19 protein-coding genes are annotated in these 22,590 nt (G+C 23.4%); all 19 read right to left on the reverse strand.

Features of this window, described 5'->3' with window-relative positions:
* Positions 1–78: 78 nt before the first annotated feature.
* Positions 79–399, reverse strand: coding sequence for a PTS lactose/cellobiose transporter subunit IIA (locus SLITO_RS03115; protein ID WP_075058325.1), 321 nt, complete (start codon positions 397–399; stop codon positions 79–81).
* Positions 399–1,358, reverse strand: a complete 960-nt coding sequence (locus SLITO_RS03120) for a N(4)-(beta-N-acetylglucosaminyl)-L-asparaginase (protein WP_075058326.1) — start codon at positions 1,356–1,358, stop codon at positions 399–401. The genes SLITO_RS03115 and SLITO_RS03120 overlap by 1 nt, the downstream gene beginning before the upstream one ends.
* Before the next feature lie 3 nt (positions 1,359–1,361).
* Positions 1,362–3,308, reverse strand: a complete 1,947-nt coding sequence (locus tag SLITO_RS03125; protein ID WP_075058327.1) for a PTS sugar transporter subunit IIC — start codon at positions 3,306–3,308, stop codon at positions 1,362–1,364.
* Between the two features lie 11 nt (positions 3,309–3,319).
* Positions 3,320–4,651, reverse strand: a complete 1,332-nt coding sequence (locus tag SLITO_RS03130; protein ID WP_075058328.1) for a M17 family metallopeptidase — start codon at positions 4,649–4,651, stop codon at positions 3,320–3,322.
* Complete coding sequence (locus tag SLITO_RS05985; protein WP_075058329.1) at positions 4,623–5,150, reverse strand: DUF3284 domain-containing protein; 528 nt, start codon at positions 5,148–5,150, stop codon at positions 4,623–4,625. Before SLITO_RS05985 ends, SLITO_RS03130 begins: the two co-directional genes overlap by 29 nt.
* Positions 5,150–5,452, reverse strand: coding sequence for a PTS sugar transporter subunit IIB (locus SLITO_RS03140; protein WP_075058330.1), 303 nt, complete (start codon positions 5,450–5,452; stop codon positions 5,150–5,152). The genes SLITO_RS05985 and SLITO_RS03140 overlap by 1 nt, the downstream gene beginning before the upstream one ends.
* A 312-nt stretch (positions 5,453–5,764) precedes the next feature.
* Positions 5,765–6,583: a MurR/RpiR family transcriptional regulator gene (locus SLITO_RS03145; protein WP_075058331.1), complete on the reverse strand. Its 819-nt coding sequence runs from the start codon at positions 6,581–6,583 to the stop codon at positions 5,765–5,767.
* 576 nt (positions 6,584–7,159) lie between these two features.
* A complete protein-coding gene (locus SLITO_RS03150) occupies positions 7,160–7,414 on the reverse strand; it encodes a hypothetical protein (RefSeq protein WP_075058332.1) in 255 nt (84 codons plus the stop codon).
* Positions 7,415–7,448: 34 nt separating this feature from the next.
* Positions 7,449–8,612, reverse strand: coding sequence for an IS3 family transposase (locus tag SLITO_RS03155; RefSeq protein ID WP_075058333.1), 1,164 nt, complete (start codon positions 8,610–8,612; stop codon positions 7,449–7,451).
* 59 nt (positions 8,613–8,671) lie between these two features.
* Positions 8,672–9,436, reverse strand: a complete 765-nt coding sequence (locus SLITO_RS03160) for a hypothetical protein (protein ID WP_075058334.1) — start codon at positions 9,434–9,436, stop codon at positions 8,672–8,674.
* A gap of 44 nt (positions 9,437–9,480) precedes the next feature.
* Positions 9,481–10,941: a TSUP family transporter gene (locus tag SLITO_RS03165; RefSeq protein ID WP_075058335.1), complete on the reverse strand. Its 1,461-nt coding sequence runs from the start codon at positions 10,939–10,941 to the stop codon at positions 9,481–9,483.
* An 84-nt stretch (positions 10,942–11,025) separates the two neighbouring features.
* Positions 11,026–12,528, reverse strand: coding sequence for a hypothetical protein (locus SLITO_RS03170; protein ID WP_075058336.1), 1,503 nt, complete (start codon positions 12,526–12,528; stop codon positions 11,026–11,028).
* 238 nt (positions 12,529–12,766) lie between these two features.
* Positions 12,767–13,255 carry a hypothetical protein gene (locus SLITO_RS03175; RefSeq protein ID WP_075058337.1) on the reverse strand — a complete coding sequence of 163 codons (489 nt, stop codon included), beginning with the start codon at positions 13,253–13,255 and terminating at the stop codon, positions 12,767–12,769.
* A gap of 20 nt (positions 13,256–13,275) precedes the next feature.
* Positions 13,276–13,620 (reverse strand): hypothetical protein, encoded by a 345-nt coding sequence (locus SLITO_RS03180; RefSeq protein ID WP_075058338.1) that lies wholly within the window; start codon positions 13,618–13,620, stop codon positions 13,276–13,278.
* 363 nt (positions 13,621–13,983) lie between these two features.
* Positions 13,984–15,744 (reverse strand): hypothetical protein, encoded by a 1,761-nt coding sequence (locus SLITO_RS03185; protein ID WP_075058339.1) that lies wholly within the window; start codon positions 15,742–15,744, stop codon positions 13,984–13,986.
* A 161-nt stretch (positions 15,745–15,905) separates the two neighbouring features.
* A complete protein-coding gene (locus SLITO_RS03190; RefSeq protein WP_075058340.1) occupies positions 15,906–18,407 on the reverse strand; it encodes a glucose PTS transporter subunit IIA in 2,502 nt (833 codons plus the stop codon).
* Between the two features lie 8 nt (positions 18,408–18,415).
* Positions 18,416–20,692, reverse strand: coding sequence for a glycoside hydrolase family 31 protein (locus SLITO_RS03195; RefSeq protein WP_075058341.1), 2,277 nt, complete (start codon positions 20,690–20,692; stop codon positions 18,416–18,418).
* Between the two features lie 67 nt (positions 20,693–20,759).
* A complete protein-coding gene (locus tag SLITO_RS03200; protein ID WP_075058342.1) occupies positions 20,760–21,431 on the reverse strand; it encodes a GntR family transcriptional regulator in 672 nt (223 codons plus the stop codon).
* 48 nt (positions 21,432–21,479) lie between these two features.
* On the reverse strand, positions 21,480–22,571 hold the full coding sequence (locus SLITO_RS03205; RefSeq protein ID WP_075058343.1) for a phosphatase PAP2 family protein: 1,092 nt from the start codon (positions 22,569–22,571) through the stop codon (positions 21,480–21,482).
* Positions 22,572–22,590 lie beyond the last annotated feature (19 nt).

Raw genomic sequence — 22,590 nt, forward strand, 5'->3', positions numbered from 1 at the left:
TCAAATTCCTTTATTACTAAAATAATTTTATAACTAAAATAAACAAAAAACTATTCACAATGTGAATAGTTTTTTGTTTTATTTTTTTGAAATTAATTTATATACTTTAATAAATTTTTTAGCCATAATGATTAAAGTTTGTGTGCTTAGCATTTGATCTTCTGCATGAACAAAAAGTAATTTAAAGGGATGATCAATTCCATTTGCCTCTTGTGAAATTACCTCCATATGTTCTTGTTCAGCTTCTATCATCAAATTTTCAGCATCTTCAATTAGTTTTTCTGCAATGTCAAATTTAAAATTTTCAGCTTCATCAATTGCAATAATTGCATTTGATTTTGCTTCTCCTACTAAAGAAATAATATTCATACTTATTTCTTCTCAATTAATTTGTTTCATTATTCTATTGTTCCTCTTCTTTTTTTATCATAATTTTCAAGTCATTCTTTAGAAGGTTTTTCAATTTGCAAAGAAGTAAGTTCAGAATTTGGTTTTGCGATATATATTTCAACATCTTCATTTTGATTACCCACTACAAATGAAAATTCACAATTTGTACCCACTCCTCAATTGCCATCCTTATCCAATGCAACAATTGATATTGCTCCACAATAACCTAATTTTAAGTTTAATAAATCATTAAATTCTTTAACTACTTGCTGAGGCGCATCTTTAACTGATATACCATTTTTTAATTTTTCAACAACTTGAAAAGATAAACAACCTTTAAGTATATCTTCACCTAATCCGGTTGCAGTTGCTCCTCCAATTGAAGACACACAATAAAAACCGCTTCCTGCAATTGGTGAATCACCAACTCTACCTGGTTTTTTCATAAACAAACCGCTTGTAGATGTAGCTGCAAACATGTTATTTGCAACATCTAATGAAACCATCCCAACTGTATCATGACCATCATATGGAGATAGCTGTGGATTTTCTTTCAACTTTTTAATTTTTAATTCATAATGTTGAATTGCACGTTCACTTAACATATCTTTAATTTCAAATCCATTTTTTTTAGCATATTCTTCTGCGCCTTTACCTACTAAAAATGAATTAAATTTTGAATACGACAATTCTCTTGCAAGCTTTATTGGGTTTTTAACATTTTTTACACCTGCTATTGCACCAACTTGAAAAGTATTACCATTCATAAAACCCGCGTCTAATTCAACATCACATTCTTCATTAGGTAATCCACCATATCCAACTGACTTATAATATGGAAAATCTTCAATGTAAGATATAGCATTAACAATTGCATTTCCTTTTGGGTCAGGTTTTTTAAGCAAATTTATATTTTCTTTTATTGACTCAAAAGACATTCTTCAAGTTCCAATAAATGCATATTTCATATACTATTCCTCAATTTTTATTTTTTCTATTTCTTTGCCTTTATCCATAATTTTATATTCTGAAACATTATTTGCTTTGGCAATTTTTATTACCATTGATTTCATTTTTTCATCATTCAATGCAGTTGCAACTGTTTTTCCATTTATTCTAATTTTATAACCACCATATTCAACAACATCAACTGTTATTGTTTTATCAGCCTTAGAAATAATTTTAATATTTTCTTCTAGTTTTAAAATTGAAGCTTGTTCTTTTTTAAACATTCTTTGTTCGTGAATGACTTTTATTCTTTCATCATTTGGTAGATTTTTAATTCTTAGTTTTTCTTGTTTATTATCTAATCTAAGTTTTTTTCTTAATTCTTTTTTTTCTATTGCTTGTTCTTTTGCAATTTTGTTATCATTTGCAACAGCTGCAATAGCTTCTTTTTTTGTCATTCCTTGATCGATATATGCTTTTAAGTTTAAATTATAGTGATATTTATTTGCAATTAATACAAAAGGAATATATCAAACAAATGCAATTGCTAAACAGAACCACGATAACAACAATGCACGCCAATCCAATCCGGTTGATAATAATGCCCCTATTCCTGGAGGCAGGGTTCAAGGAACCATTATATATGATTTATTTACTCAACCAAGTGGTCCCACAAATATTCAAGCAACAAATGTTGTTAAGGGCATTGCAATCATTGCTGCAATACCATAAACTGGGTGCAACATAATTGGAATACCAAATGTAACCGGTTCATTAATTGAAAACACTGCTGGAACTGCGGCTAATTTAGCAACATCTTTTTGTTCTCTAACTCTACCAAATATTGCAATTGCAATTAATAAAGCACCTGTGTGTCCTCAACCAGTTGTTTGAGAATAACTTTCAATAAATTGAATATTTACAACACCTAAAGCATTACTTGCATTCGCTGCATTATATCCAAATTCAGAGACTGCTTGTGCATTTTGAACAAACATTTGTAGTAAAAATGGATAAAATGCTCCATTTACAACTGATGAACCATTTAGGCCAAAGAACCAAAAAAATCCAACAAGAAATTGATATAACATACCAAATCCTAAACCTACATTGTTTCCTGAAATGATTGCCATAAAAGGTGCAGAAACCGCTTTATAAAATAAACCTACTATACCATAAGCTCCACCTTCTAAGACTAAATTACCAGAAGTACTATTGATATCTCAATTTGTATATTTACCTATTGATCAAGCACCTGTATTTATAGTTGAAACAATTATAAGAGTTAATGCAACTGGAACTAATAATGAAAATCCAGTTGCCACCATTGGTGGTACAGATTTTGGCATCTTAATAAGCAATTTTTTATTATTTGCAAAAAATCTGTATAATTCTATAACTAAAAAGGTTTGAATTATTGCTGCAAGCATTCCTTTTGAATCATAAAAATAATTAAAATATTTTCCTGAACTTGCAAATGTTGCTGCTGTAATTAAAAACAATACTAGATTAAATACAGCTACAAACATTGGTTCTTTTAATCCACGTTTTTCTGCATATATAAACCCAAGCATAACTGCAGCCATTAATGAAAAAGTCCCCATACTATAATCAAAAATAGTTTGAAATATTTTTTCACCAATTTCATTCGCTACTGCTCAAGAACCATTAAGTTGTCAAGATTCTGCTAATGTTGTTTCATTAATAACAACAGTAACATTATTTGTTGCCTTAGCTAACAATCCTAAAAGTGATGTTTCAAGATTTCCTCCTGCACCAAATATTAATATTCCTAAAAGAAACGATATAGATCCTCCAATTATTATTGGAGTTAATATACCAAATGCATCACGAATTGCAGTCAAATGTTTTTGACTTGCAAGTTTTGTCATTGCTGGCATTAATTTTTCATTAAATCAATATTTAACGCCTTTTTCTTCAGGATTTACTTCACGAGTTTTTTTACCCATAAAAACACCTCCTATTTATTTGAGAGATAATTAATTATTCCTTTTACCATTGAGCCACTTGACCTATTATCAATGACCGCTGTACCAGCTATATCAAGATGTAAAAAATCTACTTTTGGTAAAATGAATTCTTTTAAAAAAGCTGCTGCTTGTGCTGAACTACCATGTTTTGATTTTATTGGACTGTTAGTTAAATCTGCTAATTCTGCACTTTTAATTTGTTTTATATTTTCTCTGTGAATTGGTAAAATTCAAACTTCATCACCAACTTCATCTGAATTTATTTTGAATGTTTTAGCTAAGTCATAATTATTTGTAAATAATCCTGTCATATATTTTCCAAGTGATATAGTGATTGATCCAGTCAAAGTTGCAATGGTAATTACTTCTTTACATTTATACTTATTTTGAGCAAAGCTAATTGAGTCAGCTAATACAAGTCTACCCTCTGCATCTGGGTTATCAATTTGAATTGTTTTACCTGAGTAAGATTTAATAACTTGACTTGGTAAAATCGCATTTCTACCTATTGAGTTTTCACATAAAGGAACAAAAACAACTAAATTTATTTTCAATTTCTTATATGCAACATATTTTATAACTGATGTTGCAACAGCACCACCACATTTATCCAATCTCATTGTTCTCATAGAATCACTTGATTTTAATGCATAACCACCTGAGTCAAAGGTTATACCTTTACCAATTAAAGCAATAAAGCCATCGTTTGAATTTTCATACTTTAATTCCATTAAATAAGGTTTATTTTTTGAGTATTTACCAATTGCTGAAATTAAATTTAAATTATTTTCTTCAATTTCATCTAAATTATATATATTTGTTTTAATTGAATCCTTATATTCTTTTAAATTTTCTTCTACTGCTTTTACAAAACCTTCAGGAGTTCCGTCATCATAAGAATCTAAATCAGCTAAATTTTTAGATTCATATACAACTTTTATAAATTCATTTATGTCTTGAATATGATTTTTATAATTATCTATTTCACTATTAATAAATGTAATTTCAATATCATAAGTATTTTGAGTTTTTTTAGAATAATATTGTCAGTAATTCATATATATTAATTCAAATACTATAATTAAAAAATCTTTGTCATAAAAATTAGTTACTTTTGATAAATCAAATTGTACTTTTTCATATTTATTTAATTTAATTTTTTTTATACTTTCAAATATTTCTGATATATTTTCATCAAATTTTATTGGTAATGTGTATGAATTTTCTGCTTCAATAATTTTTAACTCATTTTCTTTATTTAATAAAAATTCTATATACTTAATTGATTGATCTTTAATTTTTTTGTAATTCAGATATATCAATTTCTTTAACCTCTTTATTAATTTTGAATATAATTTCTTTAGAATTTTTATCATATTTTTTATTAAAATTCATTTTTGCAATAGTGCCTTTAAAACCATAAATTGCTCTTGTAAACTTGATTGTTTCTGAAAATTTTATTTCAGTCTTGTTTTCTTTTATTTTTGTAAGTTCAAATCTTGTTCAATAGTCAATGCCTTCAATTGTAGTTCTTAACTCATAAACTTCAAATAACTTTAATTCTGTTAATGTAAATTTATTTGTACTAACTTTTGACTTAAATACATCATTAACTGAATATTCAGATATTTTTCTCCAATTAGCACTTTTTAAAGAGCTAAAAGATAATTTTATAATTCCATAAAAACATTTTTCGATTGGGTAAGGTAAATTAAAACTATTTTTTTTAGTATGATAACTTTTCAAATTATCAATAATACCTAATTTGTTATCATTATTTTCATTTGAACTTATTTTATTTTTCTTAAAAATAGACATCATTATTTTATTTTATCCTTAATTGTATTTATAACTAACTCACCATTCATAGTTCCATAGGCTCTCATGTCAATAACTTCAACTGGTGTTCCAGTTGATGCTTTTTGAAATCTTCCTAGTTCAAATCTAACTTGTGGTCCTAATAAAACAAAATCTACTTCATTTACAAGAGAAATTGCTTTTGAAACTGGTTGTGCTCAAATTTCATATTCTAGTCCTATTTTTTTTGCAGCTTCTTGCATTTTTTGAACCATCATTGAAGTGCTTAGTCCAGCAGCACATGCAAGTAATACTTTTTTTGCCATAATTTCACTCTCCTATTTTATTTTGATATTTTGATGTATTATCTTTTGTAGAGGTAGTATAAATGACTATTAAAATTTTAATCATTTTTATTTGCATTTTTATTGTGGCACCCTTTTTTGTGTGAACTTTTATAAAATTTGTTAAGCACATTAAGGGATATCAGTTATGATTTAAAATTTTTTTACGTTTAACTTTTATAATAAGTTTTTCAATTGCATTAATTTTACTTATTGCGCTAATTATATTACTCTACTAAGGAATAAAACCTCATAATTATTCTCTTATAAAAAATTCTAATATCTAATATTTTATTAGAATTTTTTTTCATTTTTTTGAAATAATATAAAACTGAAAAATATTAAGTTTAATATTTTAAATAAACCCATACCCCTAATCGAATATAAATTTCATAACTTATTTTCTTCTGATGTAAAGTTTACTAATAAATCTGGTTTTTCAGTTCCGAAATCAAAAATTATTCCTGATGTTATATGTATTCAATTTGCACCATTTCATTTTGATTCTTTACCAAATTTTATTATAGAATCATTTTTATTAGACAACGATATTGAAATAACCAAGTCGTTTTTTGAAACAACATTAGACAAACTCTTTAATAAATGCACATCTTGTTCAACAACGCAAGCTTTACCGGCTGCTAAAAGTTTATTTTTAAAATCAACTGATTGATTATAGTTTATATTCATACCACCAATAATCACTTTGTTTGATAATTTTATAATTTTTGCCGCTTGATCAATAGTCCCGTTTTTAATTAATTCAATAATAGATGATTGTTGTTTTTCTTCTATTTCTTGATACTTTTTTTCAAATGCTAAAGTATTGTCAATATTTTTTGTGTTAATAATTAATTCGTTATTATTAATTTTTAAACATGAGTTTATTTCCAATATCGATTTTCTAAAATCATAAAAACCTTTATAGCTAAAAATTTTACAAAACCTTACAATTGTTGATGCTGATTGGTTTGTATAAGTAGAAATTTTTTTTATTGTTAATTTATCAATATCATTTCAATTATTTAATACATAGTTTGCTATTTCTTTATTATTTTCATTTAATTCAGAATACTTGGATTTAATACTCTTATAAAGGTTGCTTATACTCATTGTGTAATTCCTATTCCCTTATATTATATACAATATAAATAAAACATTTAAAAATACACATAAAAAAACATCTATAACAAAATTATATAAAAGATATATCTTTTATAAAAAATTTTATTTTAAATTTTTTTTAAGAGTTTCTTTAAATCTTGGGGATTAATATTATACCGCTATTATATTTAAATTTAGAATATTCTTCGTTATCAGTATAACTAGCTACAAAAAATAGAATTTAAGTAATTTTATAACTTTTTTTAGTAATCATCAAATGTTTCATTATAAACTTTAAAAAAAACTAGAAACTTTTCTAACATAATAAATTTTTATTATTCACATTTAAAAATTTATTTTGCAAAATCTAATTCAGTAAGATTTTTATCTATATCACTGAATTATTTTCACAATCATTATTACCACATTATATTACAAATTTTAACAGCATTAATGTTAACATTCTTATCTTCTTTATTTTGCTTTAAAAAATATTAATTAAATTAATATAACATATTTATTTTGCCCTAATTAGTTAGATTTTAAATATTATTAAATTATTTTATTAAATTTAAACAAATATAATTAATATACACAATCAACATATGCTAATGCAATAGATAGTATTTGTATATCTCTCATCAACTTTTTAATAAGCACTTCTTTAAAACTATTATAATTTTTTACTTTTGAATAATCAATTTCCCCGAAAGGAAAATCAGGAATTACAGATTTACTTCTTTTATTTATTACATAAAAATTATTATTTAGACCAATTTCATGAAAATTAGAATCTCTAATGTTTGTAAGTCTTTCAATAAACTTTGGTGATAAAAACAAAGGTCCCCTTTGAAATTGTCAATTAAAATTGACATTAAAAAGATACTTTCTCCATACGAATTTCGTATGGAGTTTTTTTATGTTTTAATGAAGGTCTAACATAATTATAAAACTCTATATAGTCTGAGATAATTTTATAAATATTTGAATGATGTAGTTCTTTTACTTTATATGTATATATACATTCATTTTTAAAAGTTCCAAAAAAAGACTCACAGGCACCATTATCTGGTGAATTTCCTCTTCGTGACATAGAAATATTTATATTATTAGTTTTACATAATCTTTCTCAAGTTTCATTTGTATATGGTGATCCTTGATCTGAGTTGATTATCTTTGGTGCACCTCTTTTTTTAATGGCGCTTATTAAATTTGTATGACATAATTTATTATTAGGACTAACCGATAACTTTCAATCAATAATTTCTGAATTAAACAAATCCTTTATAACAGATAGATATACGTTTCCATTAATAGTTTTTATATAAGTTACATCTGTTACTCATTTTTCATTTATATTTTTAGATTTAAAGTTTCTATTTAGTAGATTTTCAAATCTTAATGGACCTGATTTATCATAGTTTGGAACTTTCTTTTTCTTCACTGCTTTTAAACTCATTATTTTCATATATCTATAAACAACTCAAGGGTTTAATCTTTCTTTAAAGTATTTGTTTAAAAATAAAGTTATCATATTATAACCATATCTTTTTTTAAACAAGTAAAAAAGGCATCTTATCTTAATTGCTAAAATTCTATTATAATTTTTATACTTTGGTTTTCCGTTTTTAAGTCATTTTAAATATCCATACCTTGAAACTTTTAAATATAAACAAGATAATTTCAAAGAAAACATTCTTTTAACATTAAAAATGGCGAAGTACTTTTCCTTAGTTGTCTTCGCCAAATGCTTTTTTAAAGCTCGTTCCAGTTTCAAAGCCTCTCTTAATTCTTCAATGCTCATATCATCAGGTTCTTTAAAAATTCAATCATGAGATTTAAATTTTTTGATATTTCCTTTTGCTTGTGTTCCGCTACCTCATTCAAGAGCGCCTTCACCTTTAACTTTTACCTCTGATTTTCATCTTTTAATTGTGCTAGTACTAATATCAAACTTTAATGCCGCATTTAAAATACCAATTTTTTTTGATTCATTAATTATATTAAGTTTTTCATTTTTTGTTCATTGTTTTGCCATATAAAAAGAACACCTTTCAATAAAATTTTAACAATAAAAGTACTTTTTTACTGTCAATTTTATTTTAGATGTTCACTTATATCATCTTTTCTTACATTTATGTCATACATTTTATTAAATTCAATAGACTCTGTTTGAAAGTTTTTATCAAATAATTTCCCTTTTGTAATTTTTATATTATTAAATGATTTATCGAATTTTGTATTTTCTAAATATAATTCATAATAAACAGTATAGTTTGTTACTTCATTTTTACCTTGTTTTATTTTTGTTTCGATTGGTTTATTTGTAAAATAAGTACAAGGAACTCCTTTAAATTCAAAAGTTAGTACGTTTGTTTTATCTAATTTTTCTTGAAAACTTTGTTTAAAGAATTGAATTTTTTCATTATAATACTCAAAATTTTTTTCACTAAAAGATAAATTAAATTTCTCAATTTTATTTTTTAAATTTGAACTTTGGATCATTTCAAAAAATAGTTTTTCCATTTTTTTGTTTGAAAATTGTGCTTTATTAATATCAAAAACCGATATATTTATTTTTTTATAATTGCAATAACTTACTATTAATAATACTAAAAAAACTATAGATACAATACTAAAAAAAATAAAGACATATAAAGCTATTATTGAATTATTATTACTATTACTAATAAAAACAATAATAGAGAATGATATAATTAGTGCTATTAATGAGCAAACTAGTAAAACCCCTATTGCATTACGTTTTTGAAATTTAGAAACGGTTTTTTTAAAAATTAATTGAAAATCAGCATCATTTACAAATAAAGCATCAATTTTTTGATTTAAAACATTTTTATCCATAATACCCCTCAAATTATTATAACTTATAAGTAGTATAATGAAGCTTATATTTTATTATTAGTGTTTAAAAAATTATCATTTATAAACGAATCTAAAAAAATACTAAAATCAACATAATTTATTTTATCAATATTAATAAAACTTTGTTTTAATGTTATCTTTCTTTGTTTTAAATAACTTTTTAATAATGTATAAGATGAATACATTATAACAAATACACTAAGTCATTTAAAAACATCAGTTATTATGTTTTTATCAACTTCTAATAATGTAATTAAAAAATAGAATACAAATGTATATGATATTAAAATTCCAATTAATCCACCAATTGACATAAAGAAACTAGTTTTAGGCATATAATTATTTTTTTTATAAAATTTATAAGCATTAATATGCATAGTCAATCCAGCACTACATGTCATAATTGGAAAAACCACTAAAAAGTTAATTCCTAAAAATGAAATTACTGCCATTGCAGGAGCATATAAACCAACTCCAAAACTCATCATAATTCCTAAAAATAGAAAGGCAATACATCCAATCAATAGTTCTCACCAAACATCTGATACCCCTATTTTAGTACCTGATGGAAATACTTCAATACCTTTTACAGTTAATAACATTAAAATTGAAGTAATAGCTAAAACCACACCCATTATTAAAGCAATAAGCTTTTTACTAATTTTGTTAACTATACTACTTCCAATTAAAGATCCAATAATAGCAGATAAAACGAATGATAATAAAGTAATTAAATCTACTTTTACACTAGTCATAAACAATACTCCAGAAAATAAGTTTGGTATTGCCATACCAACATTTAAAGTTCCTGGTAGTTTTTTATCATCTTTAATATATTTAGTAACTTTTAACAATCCTGCACTTGTTGCAAAAGCACCAACTCCTAATGTATCAAAAAAACTTGCTGTAAAACCAATTCCACCAGAAACATAAGACTTGTTGTGTGTATCTAATACAAACTTTTTAGCAGAAAATAGCAATAAAAAACCAAAGAAAAATAAATCAATTGCTAAAATTGTCATTGATATTGAAAAAGCAATTATTCCATTTTTAGACGTAAGATCTACTTTATTTACAGCTAGATAACTTACCAACAATGCTAAAAGCATTAATGATGGAATCATAATAACACCAATTAATTTCATGTTTTTAATTGATAACATTCTTTTATATATATTTTTATTATGATTATAATTTTTAACAAAATCATCATACTTATCATTTGCATTTATAAGATTATTATTGATAGTCTCTTTAAATTTTGTATTTTGATTTTTAAATGTAGCTTTTAGTACTTTTAATGAATCTTTTCTTGTTTCAGAATTAATTAATTTACTCTTAAAATCTGAATTTATTTTTTTTCGTATATTATTAATTGTTTTAACAAAAATTTCATATTTATTTGATATTTCAAATATATTATTAATTTCTTGTATTACATTTTGTTGATATGTTATATCAATATTTTTTGTTTCATCATCCATAATAACACCTCGTTATTATTTTACTCTCATATATATTTTTTATAATAATTAAAAAGTCACGTTTGTGACTTTTTAATTATTCAATTATTTTTTTTCTATTTTGAATTTTAAAGTAACATTATTATAGAATATATTATTAAAAGTATCTTCTTTTGGCAAAGTTACTGTTGCTGAAGTTTTAGAATTATCATCATATTTAAAACTTTTATTATTAATAGTTTCTCAGCAATCAGATGTAATATTATTTGCATCCATATAATCTTTATATTTTGTAGTTAAATATTCATTTACAGCTCTTAGTGCATACAACGGAAGAGAAGTTGAAGTAACTTTTAGGGTTCCTAAATCTGTTTCTGTAACTACTTTTGTTATATCAACTTTTTCATAAATTTTTGCATTAATAACTCCAGTAACATAATATCCTTCAATATTCATTTCTCAACCTTTTTTAACAGTTATACGTATTAGTTTAATTTTTTCATTATTATTTTGTAAAGTTGTTCCATTTTCATCACTATAATAATTTATATCAACCATTTCCTTTAATTGGTCAAATGTTATTTTTATACCTAATATTGAAGCTAGTTTAAGTAATCTTTCTGTAAATGTTTTAACATTATTAAACATCTTTTCTTTACTAGTAATTTCTTCCGAAGATGCTGTAACTCCTTTTTTAAATACTGCAGGACTAAAAGATGCATAATCACCTTCACCTTTTATTAAATCATCAACAAGTTTAAGATCAACTTCAGTAGCTTTGTTGTATTCAAAAGTTACATCTATTAAACCAAAAAATGATTCACTATTTTCAGCTGCTTCAATTGTTGCTTTAGTTAGTTCTTCATTTAATGAATTTTGTTTTAATTTTATATCTGATGATTTTATATTTTCTTCTTTATTAACTAGAATAAATTTATTGATTATCTCTTCATCTGTTGGTTTAGAATCTTTACCATATAATTTTTCTAAATCCCCTTTTAAAGTTGATAAATCTTTATTACTACTTTTTTCAAATTTATAAGTTACATTAACTTCTCCTTTAAAACTAGTTGATGTTTCTAAAGCTTTTAATTTTGCTGATGTTGTTGTTTGAGTTCCGTCAAATTGAACATCATTCTCTTTTAAGTTTAAGTTTTCGTTTACTTTATTAATTGAAGTTATTATTTCTTTTATTGTAGGTAAATTACCATTTCCTTTAATTGTTCCTAAGTCTTTATTTTTTAATGTAGACAAATCAAATAAATTTTTTTGATAATTATAAGACAGTGTAACTTCTCCAATAAAACTAGTTGATGTTTCTAAAGCTTTTAATTTTGCTGATGTTGTTGTTTGAGTTCCGTCAAATTGAACATCATTTTCAGTTAAGTTTAAATTTTTATTTATTTTATTCAACTCTTTAATAACCAAACTTAATGAAGGTAATTTATCATCACCATTTAAATTACCTAAATCTTTGTTTTCGATTTTGCTTAAATCTATTTTATCCTTATTCTTGTCTTCAGTTTCAGAAGTTCCTCCGCACGCTAGCACCAATGATGGTGTTGCCATCACAGAAATTGATGCTAAAAAACTAATTAATTTTTTCATTATTTTACCTCTTTCATTATAATTTTTAACTATAATGAAAATAAAAATTTTTAAAAGTAAATTTTTATTTATTAAAAATTATTTACTATATTTAAAAAAATTTTTACATTTAAATATAAAAATTTTTTTAATGATAAAAAATTTTTTATAAAAACAAAAAATACTCAATCAAACCTTAGTTTAATTGAGTATTTTATTAAAATATTTTATAAAGATTTATTAATATTTATAATAAACGCTAATAAGTGGGTAAATCTTTGTATAAAAATTCAACATCGCCAAAAGAACCTCACAAACCACTTGATCAACTACCGTCAGCTCCATACAAAGAAAACTTTAGTTTATAATTTGTACCATCTATTGGTTTTAGATCTTCTTCAGAACTTTTATCATTATATGAAACTATCATTGTTCATATTCTTTTTTCATCATCTTTTTTTATAGGGTCTGAGTAAAGAAATATATTTGAATTAACAGATTCTTCATTTCCATCTTTTACTATATATAAACTAGTGATTATTATAAAATCATTGTCTAAAATCCAGTCATTACCTAATATAAAAATAACCGAAATTGTATCTTTCTTTCCCACAAAATCATTTTTACTTGAATACGCTTGATTTTTATAAGTATGATATCCAGACTCATCATTACTACATGAAATTGTAGTTGTAGATATTGTAGACAATAAAGAAATGCTTGAAAGAACACTTAATATTTTTTTCATTTTATTTTCCCCCTATTAAATTAATTATTATTGCTTTTATAATTAACATTAATTGTACCGACTTCTTCTTCTATGTCTGTAATATTAAATTTAATTTTATATTTTGTATCTTTTAAAGGTTTAGTAGAATTATCATCAAAATTAAATATTAAATTTGCTGAATATAATTTTTCCTCAAATTTATTAGCTGAAATATTAGTTAATTTAAAATAATTAATTGTAGTATTTTGTTCTGATGAATCTTCTAAAATTTTTGCACTTATTTTAAAATCTGGTGTCTTATCTAAATTTTTATAATTACCCAAAATAAAAAAAACATCAATTTTATCATCATAACCTATTAAATCATTTTTTGAAGTATACACTTTGTTTGAATAGAGATTATAACCGGATTCATATTCTCCACAAGATATAACGCTTTGAAGAGAAAATGAAAATAAAGAAACAGATCCAACTATTGTAAGTATTTTTTTAATAATAATTACCCCCTAAATATATATTTATTATAACACATCAAGTAATTTAAAGTATTTTTTCTATATCTTAATTTTACATGCTTTTGAAAATACACTTTTTATCTAAAAATTTTTTTAAATCTAAAAGTTATAAAAAAATTATATGAGCTAAAAGAAATTTAAGTAGCCAGTAAAAATCACTGGTGTTTTAGTTTAAAGGAGATGGGTTAAGTAATAAAATTAAACCAATATTTTTACTTATAAGTTTTAACACTATTTTAAATTACTTATGAGATTATCATAATTAAAATAACTGTCTAATAAGTATTCAAATATATCTAACATGTATTTTATTTTAATTAGATAACCATACATTAAGGTAAATATAAAACTCTCATCTAAATTTAATATATCAATATTATAATTTTCTGACATTATACACTCTTCTAAAATAATTTCCTCATTTGAAATATTTTTTATGTCGAAATTTAACTTTTTAAATATTAAATTTTTATCAATTTCTTTAAAATTATAATTGTAAGCACTCTTGATATCTGAAAATGATTTAATATCTAAATCTAAAGTTTGTTTTAATTTACATGTAATTTTTTCAAGTTCGTTATCTTTGTCAAGATAATTAGCACTTAAATTAATATATTGGTATATTGTTTCTTTTAATATGCTCACAAGCATTTCGAAAAATTGTTTGTAATTTAAATTATTATTATAATCAAATATATCTATATCTAATTGCACTAAATTTAATATAATAATTTCTTTTAGTCAAAGATTTGTTTTTTTAAATACTCAATATTCATATAAATCATATATAAATAAATTTTTATTTTTTTTATTAATATCCGAATTGATCAAATCATTAATATATTTGCAAGTTGACTGGTCTATTTCAATATAATTCAAACTGTAATCTTTTAATATTTCATCAATAAAGTAATTGTAATGATAATTATATTCTGAATACAATTCTACTGTTTTGTATTTCATATTCATATTTGATTTGTATTTTTTAAAATAGATATCTATCAAGTCATTAAAATTAAAATAATTTATATCTATATTATTTATAAGTAATGTATCTCCACTTATTTTAACATAACTTATAATTCTATATAACTCTGTTTTTTCTAATGGATCTCTTCTCATTTTTTTAAATATTGAATATTTCATATCTTCTTTAATTAAACTTAATACTCTATTATTTTCATATTCATAACTATAATCATAACTTGAAAATAATCAAACATTTTGAATATAAACATCCACATCAATATATTTAAAATTATTGGTTGGATGAAACATAATAATATATCTAAAAATACCTGAAAATAAAAAAACATATAATGAAGTTAATGATTCATATGTTAATTTATTAACTAATTCATCATTTTCTTCAAAGTCTTTATTAAAATAATATGTTGCTTCTTCAAAATCTAACCTATCTTTAAAAAAAGATAAAAAGTAGTTAAATATGTAATTTTCATTTAGGTCATCATTTTGAAATTGTAAAAAATTATAAAATAAGTTTTTGAATATATAGTCATTAAAATTGTGATTATAACCTTCTATATTATTATATTCACATATTAAATTATAAGATTTTTTAAAAGAACTTCTAAAAGTGTCATAACAATTATTTAACATTAAAATTAAATCGTTTTCATTTTTAAGAACATCATCTTCAAAATTATTTTTTGATAAACTTAAAATTGATTCATAAAATATTAAAAAAGCGTCACAAATTATATTTACTAGATATATGTAATGTTTATATCATTCTATTTTTGACTTTTTTATCTTATGATTTTTGAAATGCATTGAATAAATATTTTTAAAATATAAGACATCGTCAATTGTATTAATTTTTTTAAGCTTATAGATTTTTTCATCAAAATCATTATTTTTACTAAAAACTGATCGATATCCATCTTTAAAATCTAAATAAAAACTATTAAAAATTCTAATAAGTGCTTTTTGGTATATAAAATTTAGTCCCTTTGTTTTAACTAATCACATACATTTATTTTATATTAAAATACAGTGGTTGTTTATTTTTAATTAAAATATAGTTTTAAACGATATAGACATTAAAAAAAAGCCAGTTTTTTGTCACTGGCTACTTAGGTTACTTTTGTTTTTTTGAATACAATTCAATCTAATAAATATGATTTATTTAACTATATTGTTTTTTTATAAAAACTATATTTTGTTTCAATATCTTGTTTTTCAGTAAGCATATAATTTATGTCACATGAATGTACTGCATTAAAATATGCAGAATTTAAATTAAGAATATAAGGGTGTTTAATTTCATTAGATATATTTAGCAAAATTGTATTTGACAATTTTAAAAACTCATCTTGTTTTTTTTCGACTTCATTTTCTAATTTTTTTCTATCTAATAATAAGGTGTATAACTTTTTCTTTTTTTCAACTGTTTTTTCAGAATAATCTAGAATTTTGAATTTTTCATTTAGTAATTTAATTTTTTCTATTTTTCCCTTATTTTGTAAATTGATTGCCCTTTTTATAATAAAAGCTTTTTTGTTTTCTAATCTTTCATCAATATTTTTTAAATAAACTTCAAGCTTTTGTGTTTCTTTTAGAGAATTATCAAAGTTTTTTATTAAATTTTTAAAATTATCATCTATAAAATTGTTTAATTTAATAATATTTTTGTTTAATTTTTCTTTCGATTCTTTTAGTGGTAAGTTACTTCAATTACTATATATTTTATAAACTAAATTATTAACTTTTTTTATTTCACTTAGTTCAGAATTTCTTTCTTTATAGAACAATATTGTTAGTAACATACTTGAAACTATTGTTACTATTCAAGATAATACGTATAACCCCATTTGAAGCCAACCACCTTCAACAACCCTTAGTATTGCAAATATACCTCCTGCAGAAACAGTGTAACTTGTCGCTGGGGTAAGACCAATGAAAAGTCCACCAATTCCAGCACCAACACACCCCATTAAAAAAGGTCTAAATTTAGGTAATGTTGATCCATATAGTATCGGTTCTGTAATTCCAAATCAAGTAGCAGGAATTGCTGCAAATATTGTTTTTTTTGAGTTAGAGTTTTTAGTTCTAATTAACATTCCAATTCCAGCACCCATTTGAGAAAAAACTGTAATTGTAAAACATAATCCTAAAACTGTTGGTTGGTTATTTGCAATTGACATATTCACAAAACCATTTATTGCAGTATGTAATCCTGTAATTACAAGAAATTGTCATGTAAATGCAAATAAACCAGCTCCAATACCATAAGGAACTTCACCAATTCAAGTCATAATATAATATATTCCAGATTCTAAAATACCTAAAACTGGACCTAATATAAATATAATTGGTAATACAGTTAATAAGTACGCTAAGAAAGGTCTAAATATAATATCAACTGTTGAAGGCATTCATAATTTTATAAATTTATCTAAATATATGTACAAGACTCCTGCTGCAACCATAGGAATTATTGAAGAAGCGTATGATTGAACTTTAATGCTTACATCACCTAATTTAAATAACTCTCAATTTAATCCCCCAGTTAAATAAGGATTCATTAATGTTATTCCTATAAAAATAGCTATATATATATTTCCCTTAAAATAATTAACTGTAGATACAACAAAAGCTACACCTAAAAATGCAAGACCTATATTAGCAATTGAAAAAACTAATGCCGAACCTAAGTCATAGTCAGTTAATAGTTTTGATATACCTCCAGCATTCATACTTATACTTACTTTTGCAATTGCATTAAGCTGCTCTAATATTGATTGCAGTGCTTTTAAAAGACCTGCGGTTATCATTATTGGCAAAACAGGTATTATTATTCCAGAAATAAAACCTAATGTTTTTTGTTTAAAACTTCTTTTTTTAGTACTTTTGTTTTTAATGTTATTTTTTGATGTTTTATCTACAAGATTTTGATAAGCTTCTCTAACCTTATATGAATCACCACCAATAATGATTTGAAGTTCTTCGCCATTTCAATTAATACCTTTTACAATATTAATTTTTTTAATATCATTATCATTTACCAAACTTTTATCTTTAACTATTAGTCTAAATCTAGTCATACAATTATATGCCTTTTTAATATTAATATTTGTACCTACAAATTTATAAATATCTTCTGCGGCTTTTTCATATTTATTTTTAAAATCAAGATTACTTAATAAGTCGTTTGCTTTTTGTTTAATTACAAGGTTTAATTCAGCAATTATATCACCTTGTTTAACTTTTCCTAATTTAGTTAAATTAATTTGATAATCATTTTTATCAAATTCAAAAACTATTGGAGTATTTGTTTTAATATTATTTTTTTTAATTAAATCCAAATCAACTTCAACAATTTTAGTTTTATTAGATACTTTTTCTTTTGAATTATGTAATAATTTAAAACCATTTCCTTTTAAATTAACAGTATCTAAACCAATATGCATTAAAGCAATTAAACCATCATTATGTTTAAAGTGAAATGCGTGCTTAGTTTCAAAAATATTTTCAAGTCATCCATCATTTATTGGTGAGTAAAATGTATTAGAAGTTGGTTCTATATACAATCCATCACCAAGCATTTTCTCAGAAAATACACCGTCATTTAAGTCACTAATCTTATTAACAAACCCATCACATGGTGCATATATATTTATTTTTTTATCCATTTTGCTCCTTATATTTTTACAATTTTTGTTTTGATTTCTGACTTAACTTTTGCTTCACCTGATTGAAACACAATTTCAACTTTTTTTGAATTAATTCTAAAATTAATATTTAGATCATTTGGTTTTCCAAATACATTTATATCTAATTCACAATTATCTAAATTATTAAATTTATAGTTTCCATCTTTTATAGTTGGAATAATTGAATTATTTTTAATAAAAACGGGTATTGTTTCAATAGGTGAATCTATAGTGTATGTTTTATTTCCTTCATATTTTGTTTTTTTATCATAAAAATCAATCCATTGTCCTTCTGGTAAATAAATTTGACGTTTATATGTTTTGTTATTTAATATTGGAGCAACCATAATTGAATCTCCCAACATATACTGATCATCTATTTTAGAAGCAATCATATCATCTTGAAATTCCAAAGATAATGGTCTTAAAATTGGTACACCTGTTTCAATTGCTTCATACTCACATTTTTTGTAATATGGTAGTAAACTTTTTTTAATTAATGCATATTTCTTAGAAATTTCGAGTTCTTTGTCACCAAAGTATCAAGGTTCTCTTGGACCTATTCCATGATATCTAGAAAATGGGGTAAACATACCTAATTGAGTTCATCTAATGTATAAATCTTCTTCTTTTTTATGATAAGGTTGAAAACCACCAATATCAGTACCTCACATAACATTTCCACTTAACGATAATGAAAGACCTGCTATTAAATGTAATTTTAGTTCAGAGAAACTTTGAACAGCATCACCAGATCATTTACCAACAAATTTTTGAGTACCTATAAATCCAGGTCTTGATAAAACAAATCCCTTATCTTTTCCAAAATACTCTTGTGTTGCTTCATATGCTGCTTTTAAATACATATATGCATAGTGCTGCTTAAATTCCTCACCTTTACAACCATTATACATAACAGCTTCTTTTGGTAAACCATCACCATAATCAGTTTTAATAAAATCCACACCATTTTGTAAAAGGTATTTTATTTTATCTTTATATCAACTAAATGCCTTAGGATTGGTAAAGTCAATTAACCCAGCTCCTTCAATATGTTTGTCAATCCCAGATCAAGGATGTGCATAGTTTTCATTGTCTTTTATAGATTTAACTAAAAAATTATTTTCAATAACGTATTTTGAAGTTTCTGAATTATCAACCTGAAAATAAGGGTTTATTCAGAAGCACATTTTAATATTATTACTATGAACTTCTTTTAATAGACTTTTAAAATCACCAAACGCCTCATCATTATATTCAAAATTACATGTTTTAGTATATCTATTTTTTATTCATTTAGGATCAAGAGTAATCACATCAAGCGGATAGTTGTTTTTTTTAGCATTAGAGATTTCTTTAAATAATTCTTCTTTATTGTTGTAATAAAGTCTATTTAGTCAAATTCCAAATGCTTCATCTGGTACTCCAGTTATTCTTCCTGTTAACTCAGTGTACTTACTTATAACTTCTTTCATATTATTTCCAATAAAAAGATAAAGTTCTAAATGTTCTTCATCAGTCATCATAGAATAAGCGTCTGTAACTGGTGATCCAATTTCAAAAGTTGTTCTATGACCTGAATTAAGTAATATTCCATAATTTTTATTAGATACAATAAAAGGAACTCCACCATATGCAAGGTTGTGGTTGCAAGTACTTGAAGGATCAACATTATATATATTTGTTTCAACACCATTTTTTATTAAGTTTTTATACTTCTCTCCCAAACCGTATATTAGTTCATCATTCTTTAATTCAAATGATATAAAAGGTTTTTTAATATCATTTTCAACTTGTTTAAAACCCAAAGGTGGTGTAATAAAATTTTCTAAATATTCATAACCTTTTCTCAAATTTGTTTCTAAAATTACTTCATTATTAGAATTAAAAACTATTAAATTAAAAGGATTTTTTTCAATAATAATTTTGTTATTATTTTTCAGATTTATTTCATAATTATTATCAGTTATATTTATCTTAGTTTTTATTTTTTTCAAATTATTATACAAACTATTTGAAAATCTATTTTCAGGTCATTGTTTTTGCGTATATCTCAAATTAATTGTCCCATTTTCATATTGAGTTATTATAATATAAGCTTTTTGATAACTTGTTAATCCAGTTTCTAATCATATAGTATTATCTAACTCTCAATAATCACTAATTGAATTAGCAACATGATAAGTGCTATCAATTGTAAAAATTTTTTCTTTTTCTGATATTTGATATTTAATCATATCTTTTGTTACGTTACTTTTTATCATTTTCATTTCCTCCATATTTAAATTATATTTAGTTAAAATATTAAAAAATGCTTGTTATAACAAGCATTTATAGGTTTTGAATAAAGTAATGTTCAAAAGAACTTGGTACATATCTTTCAATAGAAAGTTGAATAAATTCAAAATCATTATTTTGAATAACACTATATTTTGTTGGTATTATTTTATCGTTAATATCTTTGAATATCTCAAAATCCTTATCAACAACATTAGACATTTTAATTACATTTAAAGAACAATCAAATTCATTTTTATACTTTAATAAATCTAAAGTTGACTTATTCAATTTAACTAAATCAAGTTCACCAACAAGTTGTTTATTTATTCATATTTGCGAGTAAGAATGAACAACACCATTATTTATTCTTATTTTTATATAAGAAACAAAATTATTAGGGTTTAAATTAAATTTATTTACAAAAAAGTCGTCTAGTTTTTCTTCTGAAAAATAAACTTTACTTTCTCTATTACCACTTGTTTTTTTATTTCAACTACCACCTTTATTTCAAAAATTTTTAATATTAACAAAATATCCAACAGCCTTTTTAGATTTAATAAAATTAGCTTTTTCCAGTTTTTTAAAAACATTTCTTGAAGTCAATCTATTTATATTAAATTTTGTCATTATTTGGTTTTCAGAATAATATTTTTGACCATCTTTAAATTTATTATTATATAACTCATTTTCTAAAATTTTATATATATCATTTTCTTTACTCATAATTTACTTTGGTTTTTTAATTATAAAATATAATTACAATTAACTATATTATTTATATCTATATTTATAATAAACATCTAAAATAAAAAATGTTATTAAGATTATTATAAATGAAAAGCTTGTGTCTGTCATTCAATGACCTCTACACAATATTGTAGATAAATTCATATTAATTGCATTAAGCGATAAAAAGTAAACAAAAACAATCGATCAAATACTTGTTTTCTTATTTCTATCAAATTTAAGATATAAAAAAGTAACTAAACTAAAAGAAGATACTACATGACCTGATGGAAAACCATAATCATATGGGTTTTTATTTAAAAAATCTTCTTTTGATCTATTAAAAATAGAGTTCATTCTTCATCATGGTCATTCTCCAGTTACATTACCAGTATATGCATTAGTTGTCTCACTGTAATAACCATACCTAAATCCTGATTCAATATAATTTTGTTGTTGTTCTAAACTCATCTTATTAAATAATTCATTAAATATAACATTGTAATAATATGGTCTTCCACCAAACATTTTTATACTACCAACAATTATGTAATTAATTATAAGAAATAAAAGAGCTTTTTTAGCATCAATATAAAATTTATTTAATTTATTTACATTTATTTTATGAAAGTTTTTTATTAAATAATAATTAATATATCCCAATATAGGAAATTGATAAAACCCTGAAAATATTTTACCTGTAATTTTATATTTAACTGATAAGAATATTTCTGCATCAATTCCAACTCCAAACCCAGTATCTGAAGTAATATAAAAAACTAATTCATAAATTCATCCTATTATAAAAAATGATGTTAATATAGATAATATTAAATTAGTTATTCAATAATTTTGTTTATATCATTCTTTTTTATTTGCCTTACTCAAAAATTTATATTTAATTATAATCATAACCATAAAAATGATAACTAAAAATAAATCAGTATTACCTGCAACCAAGTAATATTGACTTACATACTTTAACAATTCTGATTTATCAAATAAATTTTCGAATCACTTTGCAACTTTTATATCATTTTGATATGGGGAAGAATAAATAAAAAAAATAATAGAAAAAATAAGTAGTATTATTCCCGGTATATAAATATAAAGGTTTTTATTTTTTAAATTAAACATAATTTCACCTTTTACTATT

This window comes from Spiroplasma litorale, assembly GCF_001267155.1.
Taxonomy (GTDB): Bacteria; Bacillota_I; Bacilli_A; order Mycoplasmatales; family Mycoplasmataceae; genus Spiroplasma_A; species Spiroplasma_A litorale.